This is a genomic window from Saccharospirillum impatiens DSM 12546 (assembly GCF_000423605.1).
Classification (GTDB): domain Bacteria; phylum Pseudomonadota; class Gammaproteobacteria; order Pseudomonadales; family Natronospirillaceae; genus Saccharospirillum; species Saccharospirillum impatiens.
The window spans coordinates 18,254-37,981 of record NZ_AUIH01000039.1 but is presented as its reverse complement, the minus strand read 5'-3'; the positions used below and the strand labels follow the sequence as shown (position 1 = coordinate 37,981).

18 protein-coding genes are annotated in these 19,728 nt (G+C 56.6%); 8 read left to right on the top strand and 10 right to left on the bottom strand.

What is annotated here, in order from left to right; translation table 11 throughout:
- Both G565_RS26445 and G565_RS24505 read right to left on the bottom strand, forming a co-directional pair.
- Positions 1–159, bottom strand: a 159-nt coding sequence (locus G565_RS26445; protein WP_211227197.1) for a transposase, incomplete at its 3' end; no start/stop codon positions are given.
- Between the two features lie 293 nt (positions 160–452).
- Complete coding sequence (locus G565_RS24505) at positions 453–1,667, bottom strand: serine hydrolase domain-containing protein (protein WP_037339782.1); 1,215 nt, start codon at positions 1,665–1,667, stop codon at positions 453–455.
- A gap of 149 nt (positions 1,668–1,816) precedes the next feature.
- Here G565_RS24505 and modA point away from each other — a divergent pair, with 149 nt between their 5' ends.
- The 3 genes from modA to modC are packed head-to-tail and all read left to right on the top strand — an operon-like array spanning position 1,817 to position 4,371.
- Positions 1,817–2,605, top strand: a complete 789-nt coding sequence (gene modA, locus G565_RS0116055; RefSeq protein ID WP_037339779.1) for a molybdate ABC transporter substrate-binding protein — start codon at positions 1,817–1,819, stop codon at positions 2,603–2,605.
- 12 nt (positions 2,606–2,617) lie between these two features.
- Positions 2,618–3,313 carry a molybdate ABC transporter permease subunit gene (modB, locus tag G565_RS0116050; RefSeq protein WP_037339776.1) on the top strand — a complete coding sequence of 232 codons (696 nt, stop codon included), beginning with the start codon at positions 2,618–2,620 and terminating at the stop codon, positions 3,311–3,313.
- The gene (gene modC / locus G565_RS0116045; RefSeq protein ID WP_028671804.1) at positions 3,310–4,371 is read left to right on the top strand and encodes a molybdenum ABC transporter ATP-binding protein; all 1,062 of its coding nucleotides are present in this window, start codon (positions 3,310–3,312) and stop codon (positions 4,369–4,371) included. Before modB ends, modC begins: the two co-directional genes overlap by 4 nt.
- Positions 4,372–4,489: 118 nt before the next feature.
- Here modC and G565_RS0116040 read toward each other — a convergent pair whose 3' ends face one another.
- Positions 4,490–4,783, bottom strand: coding sequence for a hypothetical protein (locus G565_RS0116040; protein ID WP_028671803.1), 294 nt, complete (start codon positions 4,781–4,783; stop codon positions 4,490–4,492).
- Between the two features lie 126 nt (positions 4,784–4,909).
- Between G565_RS0116040 and G565_RS24500 the strand changes: the two genes are divergently transcribed.
- Positions 4,910–6,064 carry a serine hydrolase domain-containing protein gene (locus G565_RS24500; RefSeq protein ID WP_169579665.1) on the top strand — a complete coding sequence of 385 codons (1,155 nt, stop codon included), beginning with the start codon at positions 4,910–4,912 and terminating at the stop codon, positions 6,062–6,064.
- Between the two features lie 94 nt (positions 6,065–6,158).
- On the opposite strand, the gene G565_RS0116030 is transcribed toward G565_RS24500, so the two are convergent.
- Both G565_RS0116030 and G565_RS0116025 read right to left on the bottom strand, forming a co-directional pair.
- Positions 6,159–9,251 carry an efflux RND transporter permease subunit gene (locus G565_RS0116030; RefSeq protein WP_028671802.1) on the bottom strand — a complete coding sequence of 1,031 codons (3,093 nt, stop codon included), beginning with the start codon at positions 9,249–9,251 and terminating at the stop codon, positions 6,159–6,161.
- Positions 9,248–10,525: an efflux RND transporter periplasmic adaptor subunit gene (locus G565_RS0116025; protein ID WP_028671801.1), complete on the bottom strand. Its 1,278-nt coding sequence runs from the start codon at positions 10,523–10,525 to the stop codon at positions 9,248–9,250. The genes G565_RS0116030 and G565_RS0116025 overlap by 4 nt, the downstream gene beginning before the upstream one ends.
- Before the next feature lie 439 nt (positions 10,526–10,964).
- On the opposite strand from G565_RS0116025, the gene G565_RS0116020 reads away from it, so the two are divergent.
- Together G565_RS0116020 and G565_RS0116015 are read left to right on the top strand one after the other, a co-directional pair.
- The gene (locus G565_RS0116020) at positions 10,965–11,933 is read left to right on the top strand and encodes an NAD(P)-dependent alcohol dehydrogenase (RefSeq protein WP_028671800.1); all 969 of its coding nucleotides are present in this window, start codon (positions 10,965–10,967) and stop codon (positions 11,931–11,933) included.
- 672 nt (positions 11,934–12,605) lie between these two features.
- Positions 12,606–13,307, top strand: a complete 702-nt coding sequence (locus tag G565_RS0116015; protein WP_245584200.1) for a Crp/Fnr family transcriptional regulator — start codon at positions 12,606–12,608, stop codon at positions 13,305–13,307.
- Here the strand turns inward: G565_RS0116015 and G565_RS24495 are convergent.
- Positions 13,304–14,359: a GGDEF domain-containing protein gene (locus G565_RS24495; RefSeq protein WP_051208079.1), complete on the bottom strand. Its 1,056-nt coding sequence runs from the start codon at positions 14,357–14,359 to the stop codon at positions 13,304–13,306. The genes G565_RS0116015 and G565_RS24495 overlap by 4 nt on opposite strands.
- A 182-nt stretch (positions 14,360–14,541) precedes the next feature.
- Between G565_RS24495 and G565_RS24490 the strand changes: the two genes are divergently transcribed.
- Both G565_RS24490 and G565_RS0116000 read left to right on the top strand, forming a co-directional pair.
- Entirely contained in the window at positions 14,542–15,150 is a 609-nt protein-coding gene (locus G565_RS24490; protein WP_051208076.1) for a PAS domain-containing protein, read from the top strand.
- Positions 15,150–17,672 (top strand): chemotaxis protein CheB, encoded by a 2,523-nt coding sequence (locus G565_RS0116000; RefSeq protein ID WP_051208074.1) that lies wholly within the window; start codon positions 15,150–15,152, stop codon positions 17,670–17,672. The genes G565_RS24490 and G565_RS0116000 overlap by 1 nt, the downstream gene beginning before the upstream one ends.
- A 67-nt stretch (positions 17,673–17,739) precedes the next feature.
- Here the strand turns inward: G565_RS0116000 and G565_RS0115995 are convergent, their stop codons facing one another.
- Genes G565_RS0115995 through G565_RS0115980 form a run of 4 tightly spaced genes read right to left on the bottom strand, consistent with a single transcriptional unit; the run spans position 17,740 to position 19,449 of the window.
- Positions 17,740–17,961 carry an LPXTG cell wall anchor domain-containing protein gene (locus tag G565_RS0115995; RefSeq protein WP_028671797.1) on the bottom strand — a complete coding sequence of 74 codons (222 nt, stop codon included), beginning with the start codon at positions 17,959–17,961 and terminating at the stop codon, positions 17,740–17,742.
- A 32-nt stretch (positions 17,962–17,993) separates the two neighbouring features.
- A complete protein-coding gene (locus G565_RS26855) occupies positions 17,994–18,140 on the bottom strand; it encodes a lmo0937 family membrane protein (RefSeq protein WP_157600113.1) in 147 nt (48 codons plus the stop codon).
- A gap of 44 nt (positions 18,141–18,184) precedes the next feature.
- On the bottom strand, positions 18,185–19,051 hold the full coding sequence (locus tag G565_RS0115985) for an OmpA family protein (protein WP_028671796.1): 867 nt from the start codon (positions 19,049–19,051) through the stop codon (positions 18,185–18,187).
- On the bottom strand, positions 19,051–19,449 hold the full coding sequence (locus tag G565_RS0115980; protein ID WP_028671795.1) for a DUF4398 domain-containing protein: 399 nt from the start codon (positions 19,447–19,449) through the stop codon (positions 19,051–19,053). Before G565_RS0115980 ends, G565_RS0115985 begins: the two co-directional genes overlap by 1 nt.
- Positions 19,450–19,728: the final 279 nt, after the last annotated feature.

Here is a 19,728-nt window from a genome sequence, read left to right as displayed (position 1 = left end):
ACAACGAGGATCGTCCAAGACCTTATCCAGTTGGCGTGACAGGCCGAGCTTTTTGTCGACTTCGCGAAAGAGCACCAGTCCGGCGTCTGACGTTAGATCACCACCGGTAAAGTCGACTTCAACCTTACGGCGTTTTAGAGGAGAAAGGGACAAAGTCATGTGGTAGCATTCCGTTACGGCTTTGGTGGTTGAAAATAAATGGTGTCGCAACCTTATTATCAACTTCCCAAAGCCGTTTTGCTATCCGAATACCCAGTTTGGTGAAATATCCGGGCTAGGAGTCTGTCGGACTTAGGATGAATTGGCTGCGGAAGCGGGACGACGGCCCAAATATCCGCAAATTTCGAGCACATAGGCCCACTATGCACTCGAAATTTGCGAACATTAGGTCTCGCCATCCCACTCCCTCGCTTCAATCCCCTTAAGTCCGACAGACTCCTAGGCGTCTTTGTTTAAAATTGTTCCGCTACTTGTTTGAAAAAGTGAATAGTCGGTTCTTCCCAGCCAAGCGGGTTATCCGTGTAGCTGAGCTTCACAATAACCACTTGCCGGTCGGGGTCAATGTAGATGAACTGATTGAACAACCCGATGGCTGAATAGGCGTTGCTGTCGGCCAGCGTCCACCACTGGTATTGGTACCCCAGGCTCTCACCCGGCTCGGTGGGCTCGTAGCCAGCGCTTGGTACGGTGGATTCGTGAACCCAGGCGGCGGGCACTACCTGGCGACCATTGGCCTGGCCGTTATTGAGCATCATTAAACCGAAGCGGCCCAGGTCTCGAAGGGTGGCATTGAAACCGGCTCCGTAGAATTCGTCGCCGACCGATTCGGGTCCATCCATGATCCAGTAGCCCGGTTGTTCCATTCCGGCCGGTTGCCAGAGCTTCTCGGCCATGTAGTCGGCCACGGTGGTGCCGGTTGCCTTCGCCAGCACGCAACCGAGCACGCTGGTATCCAGGGTTGAGTAGTTGAAGTGCTCGCCAGGGGAGTGCAGGGGCTCAGCGCCAGCGGCATAGTCACACCAGCGGTACTGATAGGCCACCAGGGCGTTGTCGTGTACCTCGGTGAGCTGGGTGTCGCTGCCGAATTCATAACGTTCTTCCCAGTTAACGCCTGAGCGCATTCTCAGCAAGTCTTCAAGAGTCACGTTCTCATACGCGGAGCCTTTCATGGCGGGTAAATAGTCGGTCACCTCATCGCTGAGGCTGCCAATAGCACCTTCTTCCCGGGCGATGCCGATGAGCGTGGCGATCACCGATTTGGACATCGAAAACACCGTATGGCGGGTTGTCGGCGTCATGCTGTTGCGGTACTGCTCGTGAACGATGCTTCCGTTTTTTATGACCAGTAAGGCATTGGTGCGGGTTTGTTCAAGAAAACCGTCCAGCTCGTACTGTTCATTGTCGAATTGGAATGGCCCGGTTATCTGTTGAGGGTCCGATGGTAATTGCCAGACCGTTGGACCGGCGGCCACCGTTCGGGTGGCGAACAGCTTGTCGAAGTGCTGGAAGGTCAGATAGTTCGGGCCCGGAAAAAACATGCTCGCACGGGCATCGATCAGGGTTGGGCTGGTCCAGTTGATGGGGTCTGCCTTGGCCGGAGCGACCAGAGGCAAGGAACAGGAAAGGGCGGCGAAAGCGGCAATCGCCAGGGGTTTGGTTGGTTTCATTGGGTGAACCCTTATTGTTTTTGGATGGTCACCCCATGCTAGGGCTCTGTGCAGAGTGGAGTAACCTCTGCAGATGCAGGGGGAGTTGTCAGGCGTTATATATGGCGATATATTTCGGTAACGTTTTACGTCACCCTGGGAAGTACTCTATGCGGATCTGTCAGCGCCTGCTGGCCAGGCTGACGGTCAGTGTGCTGCTGATGTTGACGGCGGCGACCCCGTTACAAGCTCAGGAGGTCACCCGGGTGGCGGCCGCAGCCCAGTTGCGATTTGTTATGGAAGACATTGCGACGCAGTATCGGGCGCGGTATCCCGGGCACCCGATCGAGGTTCAGTACGGTTCTTCCGGCCGATTTCACGCGCAAATCATCAACGGCGCGCCCTTCGATGTGTATCTGTCTGCCGACCTGGACTACCCCGCTGCGTTGATGGAAGCGGGTTTCACCGCCAGCGAGGTTCTGCCCTACGCGATCGGTCGCATCGCGATCTGGAGCAACACCGTTGATGCCCGCCAGCTGACGTTGACTGATCTGGCCGATGATCAGCGCTTTCGACGGGTGGCCATTGCGAACCCGCGTCACGCCCCTTACGGCGCCAGGGCACGAGAAGCGCTGATCTCGGCCGGTGTCTGGGAGACACTGCAGCCGCGTCTGGTGACTGGCGAAAACATCTCCAGCACCTTGCAGCTGGTGCAAAGTGGCGCTGCGGAAGTGGGCATTATTGCGCTGGCGCTGGTCATGACGCCGGAGATAGCGGCGCAGGGCGGGCATCGACTGATCGACGGTGACCGTCATCTGCCGCTGGAACAGGGTCTGGTGGTGACTCGCCGGGCCGAGCAAAATGCCGTCGCCTGGCATTTTGCCGAGTACGTTCGCGGGGCCGAAGCGGGCACCCTGTTTCGGGCTTACGGGTATGATCTGCCCACTCAATCACCCTGAGGGGCTCTGGTAATGATATTGGGCATCGCCGAGGCTGACTGGATTGCCTTGTTGCTGACACTCAGGCTCGCCCTGATCAGCACTGTCCTGCTGTTGGTGCTGTGCATTCCTCTGGCCTGGTGGCTGGCGTTTACCCCAAACCGGGGCAAAGTACTGGTAGAGGCCCTGGTGGCGCTGCCATTGGTGTTACCACCGACGGTGATCGGTTTTTACCTGCTGATACTGCTGGGCCCGAGGGGAGCCGTCGGTGGGGCTTTGGAGGCGGCCGGGCTCAACCACCTGGCGTTCAGCTTTACCGGGCTGGTCGTCGGGTCGATGGTCTACTCCCTGCCCTTTGTCGTGCAGCCGCTGCAAAATGCCTTTCAAAACCTGGGCAGCCGACCGCTGGAAGCAGCGGCCACCCTGCGTGCCGGCCCGCTTGACCGCTTTGTGACGGTGGTGTTGCCGCTGACCCAGCGCGGTTTTCTCACCGCCTTTGTGCTCTCATTTGCCCACACACTGGGTGAATTCGGTGTCTTGCTGATGATCGGGGGCAGTATTCCGGGCCAGACTCAGGTGGCGTCTATTGCTATCTATAACCACGTCGAGGCGCTCGATTATGGCGCCGCTCACGGTCTCTCCCTGGTGTTGCTGGTGCTGGCCTTTGTGTTGCTCCTGTCGGTTTACGCCCTGAACCGCCGTTTTCGCTGGGTTGGGGTGGCGCAATGAACGTTATCTTTGACCTCAGGCGGGGTTCGTTTGCGCTGAAGGCTGAATTTGACCTTCCCGACCGGGGTGTCACCGCCATCTTTGGCCGCTCTGGCTGCGGCAAAACCAGTTTGTTGCGCTGCATGGCGGGTCTGGAGCCCGAGGCCAGTGGCCAGTTGCAGGTGGCCGGTCAGGCCTGGCAGCGGGGTGCCTGGTCGTTGCCCACACATGAGCGGGCGCTGGGCTATGTGTTTCAGGAAGCCAGTCTGTTTCCGCATCTGACGGTAGAGCGCAACCTGCGCTATGGCTGGCGGCGTGTTGCACCGGGTAAGCGCCGGGTTGAGTGGCAGCCGACCATTGAATTGCTCGGGTTGGAAGGCTTGCTGGATCGCTATCCGGCTCAGTTATCCGGCGGGCAGCGACAGCGCGTTGCCGTGGGTCGGGCGTTGTTAACCAGCCCGGATCTGTTGTTGATGGATGAGCCACTGGCATCGCTCGACAGTGACAGCAAAGCGGAGATTTTGCCTTATCTGGAAAAACTGCATCGGGATCTGGCTGTGCCGCTGGTCTATGTCAGTCACAGCCAGGATGAAGTGTTGCGGCTGGCCGATCAACTGGTGTTGATGGATGACGGGCAGGTGCAAACACAGGGCCCGGTGGCTGACGTGCTGACCCGGCTCGACATGCCGCTGGCACACCAGCAAGGTGCCAAGGCGCTGCTGGAAGGGGCGGTTGTTCGACAGGACGAGGCGGATCACTTGACCGAAGTGATCTGCGATGGCCAGTCGATTTGGGTGTCGCAGTTGAACCAGCCCCCGGGTACACCGGTGCGGTTGAGTGTTGCGGCCAGGGATGTAACGATCAGCCGGGCACCGGCGACGGACAGCAGTGTGCTCAATTGTCTGGCGGTGCAGATTGACGCGCTGGAGGCCGACCCACAACCGGGGCATGTGCTGGTTGTACTCAGGTTGGGAGCCCAGGTGCTGTTGTCACGCATTACCGAGCGCTCCCGCCGTCAGTTGGCGTTAACCCGGGGGGATTGCGTCTATGCGCTGGTTAAGGGGGTTGCGGTTCACTGAGGGGTCAGCTGGTTCAACAATTTCAGACTGACGTGTGGCGCAGTGGGCACGGTATCGACTCCCTGATGAACGAAACGTTGAGTGTTGAACCCGGCAAAATGCCCTTACGGCCCACTGATCAATAGTCGCAATCTCCGGTGACGGCAAAGCCGATGATCGTACCATCGGTTCGGGTGGTGACATTGTTCATGCAGCCGCTGCGGTCCCAAATATGAAGTTGCTGCGCCTGGCCGGCGGCTTCGGATCGATACACGGGCTCACCCCATTGCTGATACAGCATGCCGACGTTTTGCCCGAGTAAGTTGTCGTCATTGCTCTGAGTCGGGTTCGGGGTTGTCGCACAACCCGCCAGCAAGGCCGTTGCCAGCAGCCAGAGTGCAATGCGCTTGCCCGTGTGTTTTTGGACTAACATACTGGATCTCTCTTTGGTGTAAACCAGAGGGTTTACAAAGATGATGTCTGGTCGTTGGTGACTTAACCGGTGTTGATGCCCAGGCTACTGTTGAATTCACAGCACAAGGGTACCTCAGAGTTAGCGATGAACCCATTAACCCGTCGACAAATCAGCCTGCTACTTTACTCCGGATTCACGATGATGTTCTGGCTATCGCAGGGCGCCCAGGCAGAAGCAAGGGCCGAGCAGGGAGCGCAACCGATGGCAGATGTGTGGCTGCAAGAGCAACAGGTTGAATCCAGACTGGTCGGGATGGCGGCTGTCGTTATTCAGGGTGGCGAGGTTCGTTACCTGGGTGCGGCCGGCGAGCGAAAGAAGGGGTCAGGCGTGGCGGTCACCGTTGCCGACCGCTGGCATCTGGGGTCGGTGACCAAGTCGATGACGGCAACCGTGCTCGCCCGGTTGGTGGAAGCGGGTGAGGTGGGTTGGGACACGCCGTTGCTGCCCGTTCTGGGGCTGGCTGAAACCGCGTATCCGGACTGGCAGGGCTTGACGCTGACACAGCTGCTCAGTCATACCGCAGGCCTCCCCGCCAACTTTTCCATGTTGCAGAGCATAAAGGTTTCACCCGATGAAGCAGCGCGACCCGCAGCGCGTCTTCAGGCTGTGCGAGAGGTGTTGAATAAACCGCCGAATTCGGTGCCCGGGTCTGAGTTTCTGTATTCCAATGTCGGTTATACCCTGGCAGGCGTGGTGATAGAAACCCTGACGGGCCAGGGGTGGGAGCAGGCTATGCGTGAGCGCTTGTTTGCACCATTGGGATTGAACAGCGCGGGTTTCGGGCCACCGCAAAGTGAGGGGGGCGGGTTAAGCGAACCACGCGGTCATCGCCATCTCTTCGGCCTTACCCTGGCCGCCAGTGAAACGGCAGACAATAACGCCATCATTGGCCCGGCCGGCACGGTTCACCTGACGCTGGAGGATCTGGCGCGGTATGGCTATGAACATCTGTCGGGTGAGCGCGGCGAAAGCACACTGCTCAGTGCCGACGGTTACCAGCGTTTGCACCGTCCCAACCTGGAACACTATGCGTTTGGCTGGGTACTGCGTGAAGGCAACGCTGAAACCGGCCCCATGCTCTGGCACAACGGCTCCAACACGATGTGGTACAGCTTGCTGGTGTTGGTGCCAGAGCACGACACGGTAGTCGCTATGGTGTTCAACGAAGGCGACGTGCCCCGGGCTGATGCCCTTGCCTGGCAATGGGTGGAATACAGTGTGCAGCAGTTGAATGAATAGGTGGGTTTCGTTTAGAGCTGAGAGCTGTGAGAAAAAGCATGCGCTAAACCGTGGTCATGTTTTACTCAAAGCTCGAAGCTCAAAACTGATCCCTCTATTCAACCACCCGTCGTTTGACCCATCTTCCGAATTGCTGGCGCCGGTCATTAGCCGATTCGATAAACGTCAGGATCGCCGGGATCACCACCAGCACCAGCAAGGTGCCGTATGCCAGGCCGAAGGCCAGTGAGGTGGCCATGCTTTGCACCAGTTGAGCCTGAACAGAGGTGGCCAGCAAAATGGGCACCAGCCCGGCCACCGTGGTGATGGAGGTCAGCATTACGGCGCGAAAGCGCTGGCAACTGGCGTCGACAATGGCCGCACGCGGATCAAGCTCTGGTTGCTCAGCGCGAATTTCCTGATAGCGGTTGATCAGAATAATGGCGTCGTTAATGATGATGCCACCGAGCCCAAACAAACCGAAAAACGAGAGGAATGTCAGCTCATAACCGAGCAACCAGTGCCCGAAAATGGCACCGGTCAACCCCAGCGGAATGGCCGACATAACTGCCAGAGGCCAGCTGTAGCTGCCAAACATCCAGACCAGGATAAAGTAGATCAGGACGAAGCCGCCCATGGCCGCGAGAATCAGGTTTTGTTGCATTTCCTGAATGTCCTGGGCGCTGCCCTGAATTTGCGCAGTCAGGCCATAGCGGTCGAGGATGGGTTGCATTTCCTGACGGCGAATGTCTTCTGCGATGGTGCTCATGTTGGCGTCTTCGCCGAGTACGTCGGCTTTTACTTCTACGCCCAATTGACCGTCTTTGTGGAAAATTGAACTGAGTTCGCGCTCGGTACGAAAATCGACAACGTCGGCCAGACGAACGTACTGTCCGCTGCCGGTTCGGATGGGCAAGTCGTACAGCGCACCCGGCGCTTCCCTGTCCGCCTTGGCGAGCCGGACCATGACCGGGATCGTATGACCGTCTTCGGTAAAGGATTGAGCTTCAATGCCCATAAAAGCCTGACGAATCTGCGCGGCGATCTCGGTCTCGGACAAACCCAGCCCCAGGCCCGTTGCATTCAACTCAAACAAACGCTGCTCATCACCCCAGGGCAGGGTATCGCGAACGTTTGAAAGGCCGGCATAATCGTCAAGCCGTGCTTTCAGTGCTTCTGCACCCGACTTGAGGTCAGACAGGTCGCGTCCGGCGAGGAAAAACGTCAGAGTGGACTGGTCACCGCTGTCTTCGCTATCGGTCGACAGGTAAGACACCTCGGGTCCGATCTCAATGCGTTCTCCCCAGGCTTTTAAAAAATCGCCGTTGGAAACCGGCCGGTCATCGCGATCGACCAGTCGTGCCTGAACCTGGGTAAACCCTTCATCACCGCTGTAAATTTCATACACCTGATCGACGATGGGTTGTCCGTTTCCCAGAGCCGTGTCGGTGTCTACCAGGGCGGTTTTTGCCAGAGCGGTGTAGCGGTCAATCACCTGCTCGTCGGTGCCGTCGTAGAATTCGATGTAGGCGGTGACCATGTTGTCTTCAATCGCGTTCATGTCGGTGATGGGCACTAGGCCTGAAATCGGTAGACCGCAGGCGACGATAAACAATCCGATGGCGAGGCTCAGTGTGATCGCGCGATTGCGGATACCCCAGGTGACAAACGGCCGGTAGTAATGCTCGCGCAACCGGTGAATGCGAGCGTCCATGGTTTGGCGAAAGCGGCTGCGTTTCGGGTTGTGCCCGTGAAAGCTGTGGTTCAGGTGGCCGGGCAGAATCAGGAAGCACTCGATCAGTGACGCAACAATCACACTGATGATCACTACAGGGATCGGGCGCAGTAATTCACCGAAAGGTCCCGGCACTAGCAGCAACGGGAAGAAGGCTGCGATGGTCGTCAGCGAACTGGCCAGAACCGGGCCAAACATGCGTCGGGCGGCAACCCGGGTGGCTTCATCCGGTGACAGGCCTTTCTCCATTTGGGTGACGGTTTCCTCACCGACCACGATGGCATCGTCGACGATGATGCCCAGCGCCATCAGGAAGGCGAACATCGACAGAAAGTTCATCGACCCGCCGGTTAAATACAGCAGGATCAGGGTGCCCAGTACAGACACGGGGATGCCCATGGCTGTCCACCAGGCCACGCGGCGGTTCAGAAAAATAAACAATATGACGACAACCAGAACCAGCCCCATCAGGCTGTTTTGCAGCAGCATGTCCATGTTGCCCTGCACGAATTCCGACATGTCCCACCAGACGACAATGTCCGTACCGGAAGGAAGTTCAGGGCGAACCTCGTCGATCCATTGGTAAACCAGTGCGCTGGTGTCCAGGCTGTCGAGGTTGTCGGAGCGAAAGATCAGCATGCGAGCGACGGACTGCCCCTGAAGCACATAGTGACGGGCGCCGGGTGCCACTCGCCGGTCAACGTCTGCCAGGGTCGACAGCGGTTGCTGGTTGGCCATCGGCAGGTCCGCTAACGCTATGGAGCTGTCGCTGCGCCGTTGACTGACAACGGAAGCCCGGGAAAAATCGTCGCCAACCTGACCGGCGCTGTCGTCCCGGTTTGCGCTGCGAACCTGATTGGCGATGTCGCTCAGCGACTGGCCGCTGGCAAGCAGACGTTCGAGGGGTACGTCGATGGCAATTTCCTGGTCCGGGAAGCCGCGAACATCGACATCAGCGATGCCCCGGGTCATCAGATCGGTTTTAAAGTCGTGCACCAGAGGGCGCAAATCGCTCAAGGGCCCGGCCGAGGTCACCAACAATGAGAAGACGACTTCCTTTTCTTCCACCTGTTGATACTCGGGGGTTTCTGCACCGGCAGGGAGGTCGTTGAATGCGCTGAGCAGGCCGGCCATGTCGGACAGTGCCGTGTCCATATTCGCGTCCATCGAATAGCGCACAGTAATCTGGCTGTGGCCCTGATTCGACCACGACCAGACCTCTTCAACGTCATCCAGTTGGCGAAATGCCTGTTCAAGCGGTGTGGTCAGGTACGTCTCTACGGCCTGGGCATTGGCCTCCGGCCAGGCCGTCGAGACTTCTATGCCGGGCAGGCTGAAATCAGGCATCAGTTGAGTGGGCAGACGGCTGAGCGCCATCAGGCCAAACAACACCACGACAATCATGATGAGGTTGGCCGCGACCCGGTGTTGGCTGAAGTAGGCCAGCAGGCCGTGGTTATCCAGCGTCTTCATAGGTCATTGACCCCGCCGGGCTCGGTGGTGCCAGCTTCGGCCGCTATTTCCGGAGCAGGATCAACCCCGGGTTCGTAGACGCGCATGCCGGTAATCGGGTTTTTTAACCGGGTCGTCATCAGCCGCAGTGCTTCACCGAGATCCGGCCCGTTCACGATCAACCAGCGCTGATTGTCCTCCCTGTTAATGCCCAGAATGTCGACGGATCTGGCATGCAAGCGGCGGTCTTCATCAATCAGGTAGATCCAGCCATCCTGAAAGACGGCGGCTTCCGGAACGCGGTAGCTGAATTGGGCCGGTAGCTCAATGGTGACGCGTGCATAGCCGCCCGGCAGCCAGCCGCTACCGTCGGTCAAATCGAACCAGGCGGTAAAGCCGCCCTGACTTGCGGTCATCTGAGCTTCTGCCCGGTTGAATTGCAGTTCGGTTTGGCGCTCGCCCCGGGTTAGTCGTGCCCCGATAGTGTGTTCCTGACCCGCCATATCATGGGGTAGCTGAACGGCCAGTTGCAGCGACTGGTCGGAATAGAGGGTTAACAGCGTCTGGCCCGGTTGAGTGGTCTGACCCGGGCGAACGGCGACACTGGCAATGCGTCCGTCGAAGGGGGCTCGTATTTCGGTGTCGCTCTGCGCCCGTTGCGCCCGTTCAAGGCTCAGCATCAGTTTCTGGCGGCTGGCATCAAGACGGGCTTGCTCGGCCGGGTGGCTGTCGATCGTGGTTTGGTGTTGCAGCACAGTGAGTTGCTGCTGCTCCACTTGCTGTTGCAGATCGTCCAGTTGTTGCTGAGGCGCCAGTCCGCGTTCAACGAGGCGTTGTTGCTGGGTCGCTTGCTGCTGCATCTGTTCGAGTTTGGCGGTTGCGACCGACAGCGCCCGGGCGTTAAGGCGTTGCTGTAACTGGCGAATCTCACGCTGGGAGTCTATATCGGCCAAATCGGCTTCGGCTTGCTGATGTTGCTGACGGGTGTCGAAATCGTCGAGGCGCAGCAGTAGGTCGCCTGCCTGCACGGTATCGCCTTCTTTTACCGCCAGGTCACGGATGTCTGCACCTAAGGTGGTGGTCATACTCTGCTGACGGCGGGCTTCCAGGCGACCGACAAGCCGGATCTCCGGGCGATGGAAGCCCGGGGTTACCCGCGCGCTGTCGATGCGCGTTTCGGTTTCAGCCGCTTCGACTTTCTCCGGTTCAGGTGTCTTCACCATCATGATGCCGACCGCCGTCCCGGCAGCCGCTAAAATTACCCCGCTGAGCAACAGCGTTGACCAGGTTCGCATTCATACTCTCCTTGTTGCCCATTGGTTGGGTTTGTTCTTGTTTATCAAGCGGTTGATATTCGTAGAATATTGGCGACCTGCTACCGGAATATGGACATTCCGGCAAATCGATGACTGTTCAGGGGCTCCTTAAGTCATTGATTTTGCCTTAGAAGCAAGCATCGCAATTGCTGGCTCCCGTGTTTTGAAAAAACAGGAGGCCTTTTTCAACAGCCTGTTAGAGCGCCGAGTGTTCACCGGGTTGTGAATCCGGAACAGTGCCAGCGGTCACAAATCGGAACATGACTTATGGACAACGGTTATTGTTTGGCGATTCGTGTACGTTATCGTAACACTCGTTTCAGCAGTTGGATGATCAACAACTCAGTCCAGGCTGCAATGACGCGCCCGCCGATGCAGTGTGGAAATGCATGCGGGGTCACAACAGGCAGGGAACACCATGAAAGCAGTTGTCTATTCACGCTATGGCACACCGGATGTATTGCAGTTGTGTGAACGCCCAAAGCCGGAACCTAAGCGCGGTGAGGTTCTGATTCGGGTTCACGCGACGGCTATCAATGACTGGGATTGGTCACTGCTGCGCGGCAAACCGTTTCCAATGCGGCTGATGTCGGGGCTGACCCACCCCAAAATCCCGATCCTGGGAACTGACATTGCCGGAGTCGTTGAAGCGCTTGGCGAAGGCGTTACCGCCCTCGACATTGGAGACCGGGTTTACGGCGATCTCTCCGAGGCGGGTTTCGGTGGGTTTGCCGAGTACGTTTGCGTGCCACCCACTGCCGTTGGCAAGATGCCGGTAACGATGAGCTTCGAACAAGCGGTTACCTTGCCTCATGCAGGTTTACTTGCGCTGCAGGGGCTGGTGGATGTGGGGGCTATTCGTGAAGGCGAGTCGGTGCTGATCAACGGGGCAGGCGGCGGCGTGGGTGCCATTGGCATCGGGATAGCCAAATCTTACGGGTGCACGGTGACCGGTGTGGATAAAGCGTCGAAACTTGCGGCCATGGTTGCTATGGGTTTTGATGAAACCCTCGATTATGAACAAGTGGATTTCACCAGCGGGATCAACCGCTACGACCTGGTGCTGGATGCAAAAACCACGCGCTCACCGCTTCGCTATTTGAAGGCACTAAAACCCGGGGGGCGATACGTTACAGTCGGTGGCCACCTGACTCGATTGTTTCAAGTGCTGTGTCTGGCACCTGTCATCAAACCGCTGACCGGAAAACAGCTGAAAATTCTCAGCCTGAAACCCAACCAAGGGCTGGCTGCACTCGGGCAATTGTTCGATGCCGGCGCTCTGACCTGTGTGATTGACGGTCCGACGCCCCTGAGTGAATTGAGCCAGGCGATGAATCGGTTTGGGCGGGCTGACCACCTCGGCAAACTGGTGATTAGCGTGCCTTAAGCAGCGCTGAGCTTATACGTTAGCCGGTAAAAGAGCAGGCGGTTGATTGAAAAATTTCGTGCCGGTTATAAAGACCCGATTGCCCGGAAAACTGCATTCGCAACCGGTTGGTTAAGTCGTCTGAGTCAGTCTGACGGCATACAGCCCGGACGTTGTGACTGAGGCGTACTGATTTTACTGAGCACATTACTCTGGTTTTCCGGTGACTGATTTTGTAAGTCAGTGACCGACTCTTTAAAAAGTGGGACTAGCGCGTGTCTTTTCCATTGTTGCCCGTACTCATCCCTGAACTTCCCTGCGACGGCATCCTGCCGATTGACTTGTACGATACGCTTCCTGACCCTGCCAGTCCGGGTTGGACTTGAGGATGATCGCTTAAGTTGACACGCTAGTCCCGCATTGACCACTTTAGCGAGAGTGACCGCCCGGTTCTGTTCGCTACCGAACGCTGACTCGATTATCTCGTCTATTCACTTGTCTCTCACCGTGGGATCGGGCTGTAAGCCAGTTAAATCGGGTAATTAGCGGTGATATCCGGAAATAACTTTTTACGGTTCTTTTGTGTGCTACATTGGCAGGCGCAGGTATGGTAATGCTCAGTGTTGCATTTTAATAGCCCGGCAATCAGCCCTCGCTTAAACAATAGGACGTTATATGCTCGATGGATCGGAAATGCTAAAAAATCATTTGTTGGCGGCGTTATCGGACGAAGCTCAACAGCGCATTTTCCCGAAGTTGAAACGGGTAGAGCTATCATTGGGCGATGTTATCTACGAATCGGGCCAGACAATTGAATACGTCTATTTCCCGGTCGATTGCATCATCTCGCTTCTGTACGTCACGCTGAATGGCTCAAGTGCAGAAATATCGGTCGTTGGTCGTGAGGGAATGGTCGGCGTTGCGGTGGTCATGGGCGGGGAAAGTACGCCGAACCGATTGATCGTGCAAAGCCATGGCTTCGCGTACCGAATGCCAGCCAAAGAGCTTACCAGTGAGTTTAACAATCACTCTGAAACACGCGTTCTGATGCTGCGTTTTACGCAAGCGCTGATCACTCAGATGTCACAAACGGCGGTGTGCAACCGACATCACTCCATTGACCAGCAACTGTGCCGCTGGTTGCTGTTGTCACTTGATCGTCTGGAGTGCGATCAGGTCAACATGACTCAGGAACTGATCGCCAATATGCTGGGCGTCAGACGTGAGGGCGTTACAGAGGCGGCCGGTAAGTTACAGAAACACGGTGTGATTGAGTACCACCGGGGCCATATAACCGTGCTTAACCGGGCGAAGCTGGAAAGCTTGAGTTGCGAATGTTACTCGGTCGTACGAAACGAAACAGCGGGCCTTGAAGCCAGAAAGTACCTTAGTTAATGGGTGTTTTTCGGCCAGGTGGCTGCATCGGCTGCTGGCTTTTTAGCGCTTCGCGCTTTGGACGATTTCACCCGGTACATGTCTGCATCCGCGTGCTGAAGCAGTGTCTCCAAAGCATCGCCATTGTCTGGGTAGATGCTGACACCAATACTCAGTTTGAGTGAGACGGCCTGGTTATTCAGCGTCATCAGGGCGTCTGCCGCCGCCCGCACTTTGTCAACAACGGCAAAGGCTTGTTCCGGCTGTTCGATGTCGCTGAGCAGCACAACAAACTCGTCACCGCCAAAGCGGCAAACATGATCTGTTACGCGCACACAGCGCAGAATTTCCTGCCCCATGGTTTTTAGCACATGGTCGCCATTGCCGTGACCCTGGGTGTCGTTGAGCTCCTTGAAGTTGTCGAGATCAATGAACAGCAACACCATCTTCTTTCTGTGGCGGCGAGCGAGAGCTGCCGACTCTTCGAACCGCTCGTTAAAGGCATAGCGGTTAAATAAGCCTGTGAGCGGGTCATGCTGAGCCATGTAGGTCATCTTCGCGGTGACTTCTTTGGAGTAACGTGCATCGTGGAATACAATCATCACGCCTGCGATTTTATGATCATCGCTGAACAACGGAGTCGCGGAATCCTCAATGGCCATTTCCGTACGGTCGGGTGTTATCAGTAGGCTGCTGTTGTGCATGGCGACGGCGTGGCCGGTTGCCATGACGTGCAGCGCGATATTCTCTCTGACGTTTCGGGTGATGGTGTCGATCACCTGAAACGTCTCCTCCAGTGGGCGACCGATGGCATCCTGACGCTTTGTACCAGTCAGGCTTTCAGCCGCACTGTTCATGTAGGTGACCGTACCATCAGTATCGGTGACCAGAACGGCATCGGAGATCAGATCAAGGATGGCGCTTGTTTTCAGCAGTTTTTCAGCGTGTTTCGCGTAATCGTAACCTGCCCGACGGCGTTTTGCGGCCAATGAACCTGTTGAAACCCCAGAACTGCTCAGGGCGGCCGGAAGAGTATGGCTGGCGCGCAGTGACGTTTTTGGGTTTTTCAGCATGCCGCGTCTCCTGTCGATAGGCGAGTGTTAGTTAGACGCACGTTACCAGCCACTGGAGGCAGTTTCCGTACGGCATCGCACATAGGCCGTGAGTGCTTTGACACGGCCAAAACCGCTGTTTAATACCGTGTGGAAGGAGTAGGATTAAAGGCCAAAAAGAGATAATCGAGTACGTGATTTCAATGATGAACATCAACTTGCACTCAACATCTGACGTTCGGGAACGGCTGCGATTGAACGCGGAGAAACTGATACGCGACGGTTCCGCACCCACTACCGGTAGAGGAACGCTGAGTGTCGATGCTTTGGAGTTGCTTTATCGGCGTGCCAGTGATCCCGAGCATGCAGCCGACGCACTGAAATTGTTGCACGAGCTGCAAACGCATCAGGTAGAACTGGATCTTATCTACGATCAGGCGCACTTGAATGACAGCCAGGTCGAGGAAGAGTTCTTTCATTACAAGGCGCTGTTTGACCTTGCCCCTATGCCGTATCTGGTTGTGGCGCACGATGGGCAGATTGTGGAAAGCAATGTCGCCGCAGGGGTGCTGTTGAGTACCGACCCGGTGCTGCTTACACAGCATTCTGTGTTCGAATTTCTGACGCTCGCCAGTCGCGCATCCGTAGCTGACTTGCTTCTCAGCGAAGACGTGCCAGCAAAATGCCGGTCGTGTATGGCGGTGCTGTCCGGGCATGCCAATGCGCAGGTGTCGGTCACCGTTACCTCGGGTGCTGTCTCAGGGCATACACTGTTGGTCCTGTCTCCAGATTCTCACGTCAAAGAACCCTGATGCGTATTGTGGGTATTGGGGCTTCTGCCGGTGGGTTGGCCGCTCTCGAAGAGTTTTTTAGTCATACGCCGGTAGATACCGGCATGGCGTTCATTGTCGTGCAGCATATGGACCCCAGGCAAAAGACAATGTTGCCCGAACTGCTGCAACGCAGTACCCGCATGCCAGTGGTTGAAGCTGAGCAAAATGCCTGTGTGCAACCGGATACGGTCTATGTTATTCCGTCTAATTCAGAACTGCGGTTCGAAGACGGGCGGTTACTGCTGGAGAAACCAGGGGCGCCTGCCGGGTTACGATTGCCGATCAATATCCTGTTTTCGTCATTGGCGAGCGCCTGTAATGAGCAGGCAATTGCTGTCGTGTTGTCAGGTATGGGGGCCGATGGCACCCTGGGTATGCAAACCATCAGGGCGGTAGGCGGCTTGACGGTGGTTCAGGACCCGGCGACTGCCCAGTATGACGCCATGCCCAAAAGCGCCATCGCGGCCGGTTGTGACGACATAGTCGCGCCGGCGGGTGAGTTGGCCCCCCGACTGCTTTCCTACATCAACTCTGTTGCTGAGCCGGAACCGGGCGAATCGGCGACCCGGTCGCTGCAACCGGTTGAGTCGATCATCGCGATACTGCAGCAAACCACCCGGCATGATTTCTCCCTTTATAAACCCAGTACTTTGCATCGGCGCATAGAGCGGAGAATGGCCATCCATGGTATTACCAAGCTTGAGGCTTATGCACGCTACCTGGGCGACAACAGCCAAGAAGTGCAGTTGTTGTTCAATGAGCTACTCATTGGTGTTACCGAGTTTTTTCGTGACCCGCAGATATGGGACTACCTCGGCGAAGCGGCCTTGCCAGCGCTGTTGGCAGAGCGCCCGCCTGAACACCACTGGCGCGCCTGGGTTGTCGGGTGCTCGACGGGCGAAGAAGCGTATTCTCTGGCGATTTTGTTAACCGAAGCCGTTGAACAGGCTCAGCCAGAGGTTGGCGGGCGGTTTACAGTGTTTGCCTCGGATTTAAGCCAGGATGCCATCACAACAGCCAGAGCCGGGCGCTATCCGCACAGTATTGAAGCGCAGATTTCTGAACCGCGACTGGCCCGCTTTTTCACACGGCATGACAAGTATTATCAGATCAATCAGGACATTCGAGACCGGGTTCTGTTTGCGCAACATGATGTGATTCTGGACCCGCCTTTTACCAAGCTGGACATCATTGCCTGTCGTAACCTGCTGATCTATTTTGACCCAATGCTGCAGCGGCGGCTGCTACCACTGTTTCACTACAGCCTGCTGGATAATGGATTGCTGTTGCTGGGCAATTCGGAAACCGTCGGGCGATTGAATTACCTGTTTACCCCGCTTAAGTCGAAGCTGCGGCTGTACCGACGTCTGGAACACGATTCAATCAGTGGCTCTAACTTTTTGCTCAAGTCTTTCCCGCCGCTGTCTACATTGTCCAAGGAGCATCCGATGTCGACCTCCATTGCCCCGGCTACGACCACAGACACACTGCAGGCCGCGGCCGATCACTTGTTGCTGCAAGTCTATTCCCCCGCAGCGGTGGTACTTAATCGTGAGGCCGATATTGTGTACATCAGCGGCCGGACCGGAAAGTACCTTGAACCGGCCGCAGGCAAGGCGAACTGGAATATTCATGCAATGGCCCGTGAAGGCTTGCGTACGCCGCTGTATACCGCGTTGCAACAAGCCGCCTTGCAGACGACGCCGGTTGAGCTCAACAACCTTGCCGTGCAAACCGGTACGGGTGTGCAGCATGTCGATGTGGTGGTGCAATCCCTGCAGGAGCCCGGTGTCATGAAGGACATGACGGTGGTGGTGTTCCGGGAAGTGGCCGAGCGCCACCGGCCGCGTCGCAAGAAGCCGGCGGGAGAGGCAGACGCTGAGTATTCCAAAGACATTCTGCGTTATCAGCAGGCGATCGAACAATTGAGTGAAGAAGCGAGGCTGTCCAGAGAAGAGCTTCAGGCATCGAATGAGGAATTACAGTCAACCAACGAGGAGCTGCAGTCGGCTAACGAGGAGTTGACGTCGTCCAAGGAAGAAATGCAGTCGATGAATGAAGAATTGCAGACGATTAATGCCGAGTTGCAGACCAAACTGGATGATCTGGCGCTCGCTCAAAGTGACATGCAGAACGTACTCAACAGCATAGAGATTGCTATCCTGTTCATGGATCAGAATCTGAATGTTCGGCGATACACCGCTCGTGCTTCGGCTATCATCAGTTTGAGGGAAAGCGATGTGGGCAGACCACTGAGCGATTTGACCACGATTCTTGATTACCCCGAACTGGAAGACGATGCCAAAGTAACGCTTGATACGCTGGTGGTCAGTGAAAAGCAGATAACAACGCGGGAGGGGCGGTGGTTTTCTATTCGAATCATGCCTTACCGTCGGCTGGATAACGTAATAGACGGTGTGGTCATGACCATGGTTGATATCACCGACACCAAAGCATTGGAGTCAAGGTTGCGACTGGAGTCAAACAGCCAGCAGCCATAGGCTGTGAGGCGAAATTCTCCCGAAAAAAAACCGGATCGATGTCCGGCTTTTTCATGAAGCCACTCGATTAAAGGCGTCGTCTGCCTACGAGCAGCAGACCGCCGCCGAGCACAATGGCACCAACACCGGCCCAGACGGGAATGTTGATGGTCTCTTCCTCGCTCAGCGTCAGTTCAATGGGCCCCAGGCTGGCCTCGCTGCGTTCGCGGGTGTAGGTGAAACCACCATAGGCCAACCCCAGAATACCCAACACCAACAGTAGAATAGCCGTCACTCTGATCGTGTTCATGTCATCTCTCCCTGTGAATGAAAGTGTGGTTGCTAGAGTCGGCGACCTTGTAGAAAGCGAACGAGAATGATCACGACAGCCAGCACCAGGAAGGCGTGGATAAGCCCACCCATGGTGTATGAACTGACCAGTCCCAGTAGCCAGAGAATGATTAACACCACAGCAATTGTTTCAAGCATGTCATGTCTCCTGTTTCAAAAAGCGACGAGTACCGTCATTAAGGTTATTGAGTATCCGCTATGATGACTTCGACACGGCGGTTCTGTTGGCGCCCGGTCGCGGTATCATTGCTGGCCACCGGATGGTCCAGGCCCAGGCCGGAAGTCGTCATCCGGTTACTGGCAATATTGCGTTCAATCAGATAACGGCGCACTGAATCGGCTCGTTGCTGAGACAGCGTCTGGTTGAAAGATGCCGTACCGGTATTGTCGGTGTGACCTTCGATCGTGACATCGCGGTCCGGGTAGCGGGTAAGAAAGTTGGCCAGTTTTTCCAGGTTCTGGTTTGACCCACCCTGAATGTCAGCGCTGCCGGTGGCGAACAACACATCGCCCAGGGTGAGCACCAGGCCCCGATCCGTTGGCTTGGCTTCGAGTGCCAGTATTTGTTGTCGCAACTCCTCGGTTTCTCTTGCGGTGGCGGCCAGAACGGCGGCTTCCGAACTGCGTGCTTTGGCGGCATCAGCGGCGGCCCGGTCTGCTTCCGCTGTGCGTGCGGCCAGTCTGGCGGCATCAAGTCTCTGGCCCATTTCGGTGCGGTCTGCTTCGGCCATACGCACGGATGCTTTTGACTTGGCGATCTCGATCATGGTGTTGGCCATGTAGACACGGTGCTCGGCAAGCTCAGTTTCATCGGCATCAAGCGGTTGTTCGGCCAGTGTGACGGCTTCATCCGCTTCGCGTAACTCGACACGGGCGTATTGAACGGTCTGCGCATCGTTTTGCAAGGTGTTCAGTTTGTTGCGCACTTCCATGGAACCGGTGGGCGCGCTGGGTACGGCGGCACAACCCGTAAGCAGAATGCTGGTGAGTACCAGCGTCGTGGCCGCTGTTGTCGCAGAGCCCGAGGTTAAAAAGGTAGGTAGGTTCATTATTGGTCTCCCTGACGCTGCATTTCTTCATCCATTGCGTCTGCGCTGCGTTGCATTTCACGATTGATGGCGGCTGCTTTCGTCGCTTCGGTTCTGGCAAGAGCCAGCTCTGCCGTAACACGTGACTGCAAAGCGAGGTGTTCCGCTGTACTCATGTCTTCCGCCACGACCGCTTCTTCTGCAAGGGCGAGTCGGGCACGGGCATCTTCGAGCTCAGACTGGGCAAACTGTCGTGCCTCGGCCTGTTCCGCAGTGGTTATAGCGGCTCTCGCTGCATCCAACTGCTCTGTGGGAGGAAGGGGGGCCGACGCACAAGCGGTGAGCAGCACGGCGGTTAGCAGACCACCGGTTAGCTTGCAGAGTCGGGTCGACCAGTTGTTCAGAAGGGTATGTTTCATAATACAGATTCCATTGCGTTTGGCGTTCCCGACGTTCCTGTCACCGGGGCTGGCCGAGCGTCGAACTCGACTTAATCCGATTCTCAGGCAAAGGGAATAGGGTGTCGGTACGCTGCCACACACAAGCATTGCGTCATCGGGTTGCCCGGCCCTTTATTCGCTTGTTGATGGGTTACCACGAGCGTTCGGTGCTGATCACGGGCACCGGTTTCTGCTCGGGTGGTCGGTGCGTTAGCCCGATGGGCTAGCAACCGCCCGCTACATCCGTTAGGTTGAGTC

Coding starts and splice junctions, on each gene's coding strand:
- G565_RS24490 (WP_051208076.1), top strand. CDS start 14,542: ATGATGAACATCAACTTGCACTCAACATCTGACGTTCGGGAACGGCTG.
- G565_RS24495 (WP_051208079.1), bottom strand. CDS start 14,359: ATGCTGAAAAACCCAAAAACGTCACTGCGCGCCAGCCATACTCTTCCG.
- G565_RS0115985 (WP_028671796.1), bottom strand. CDS start 19,051: ATGAACCTACCTACCTTTTTAACCTCGGGCTCTGCGACAACAGCGGCC.
- G565_RS24505 (WP_037339782.1), bottom strand. CDS start 1,667: ATGAAACCAACCAAACCCCTGGCGATTGCCGCTTTCGCCGCCCTTTCC.
- G565_RS0115980 (WP_028671795.1), bottom strand. CDS start 19,449: ATGAAACATACCCTTCTGAACAACTGGTCGACCCGACTCTGCAAGCTA.
- modC (WP_028671804.1), top strand. CDS start 3,310: ATGAACGTTATCTTTGACCTCAGGCGGGGTTCGTTTGCGCTGAAGGCT.
- G565_RS0116040 (WP_028671803.1), bottom strand. CDS start 4,783: ATGTTAGTCCAAAAACACACGGGCAAGCGCATTGCACTCTGGCTGCTG.
- G565_RS0116000 (WP_051208074.1), top strand. CDS start 15,150: ATGCGTATTGTGGGTATTGGGGCTTCTGCCGGTGGGTTGGCCGCTCTC.
- modA (WP_037339779.1), top strand. CDS start 1,817: ATGCGGATCTGTCAGCGCCTGCTGGCCAGGCTGACGGTCAGTGTGCTG.
- G565_RS0115995 (WP_028671797.1), bottom strand. CDS start 17,961: ATGAACACGATCAGAGTGACGGCTATTCTACTGTTGGTGTTGGGTATT.
- G565_RS26855 (WP_157600113.1), bottom strand. CDS start 18,140: ATGCTTGAAACAATTGCTGTGGTGTTAATCATTCTCTGGCTACTGGGA.
- G565_RS24500 (WP_169579665.1), top strand. CDS start 4,910: ATGAACCCATTAACCCGTCGACAAATCAGCCTGCTACTTTACTCCGGA.
- G565_RS0116020 (WP_028671800.1), top strand. CDS start 10,965: ATGAAAGCAGTTGTCTATTCACGCTATGGCACACCGGATGTATTGCAG.
- G565_RS0116025 (WP_028671801.1), bottom strand. CDS start 10,525: ATGCGAACCTGGTCAACGCTGTTGCTCAGCGGGGTAATTTTAGCGGCT.
- modB (WP_037339776.1), top strand. CDS start 2,618: ATGATATTGGGCATCGCCGAGGCTGACTGGATTGCCTTGTTGCTGACA.
- G565_RS0116030 (WP_028671802.1), bottom strand. CDS start 9,251: ATGAAGACGCTGGATAACCACGGCCTGCTGGCCTACTTCAGCCAACAC.
- G565_RS0116015 (WP_245584200.1), top strand. CDS start 12,606: ATGCTAAAAAATCATTTGTTGGCGGCGTTATCGGACGAAGCTCAACAG.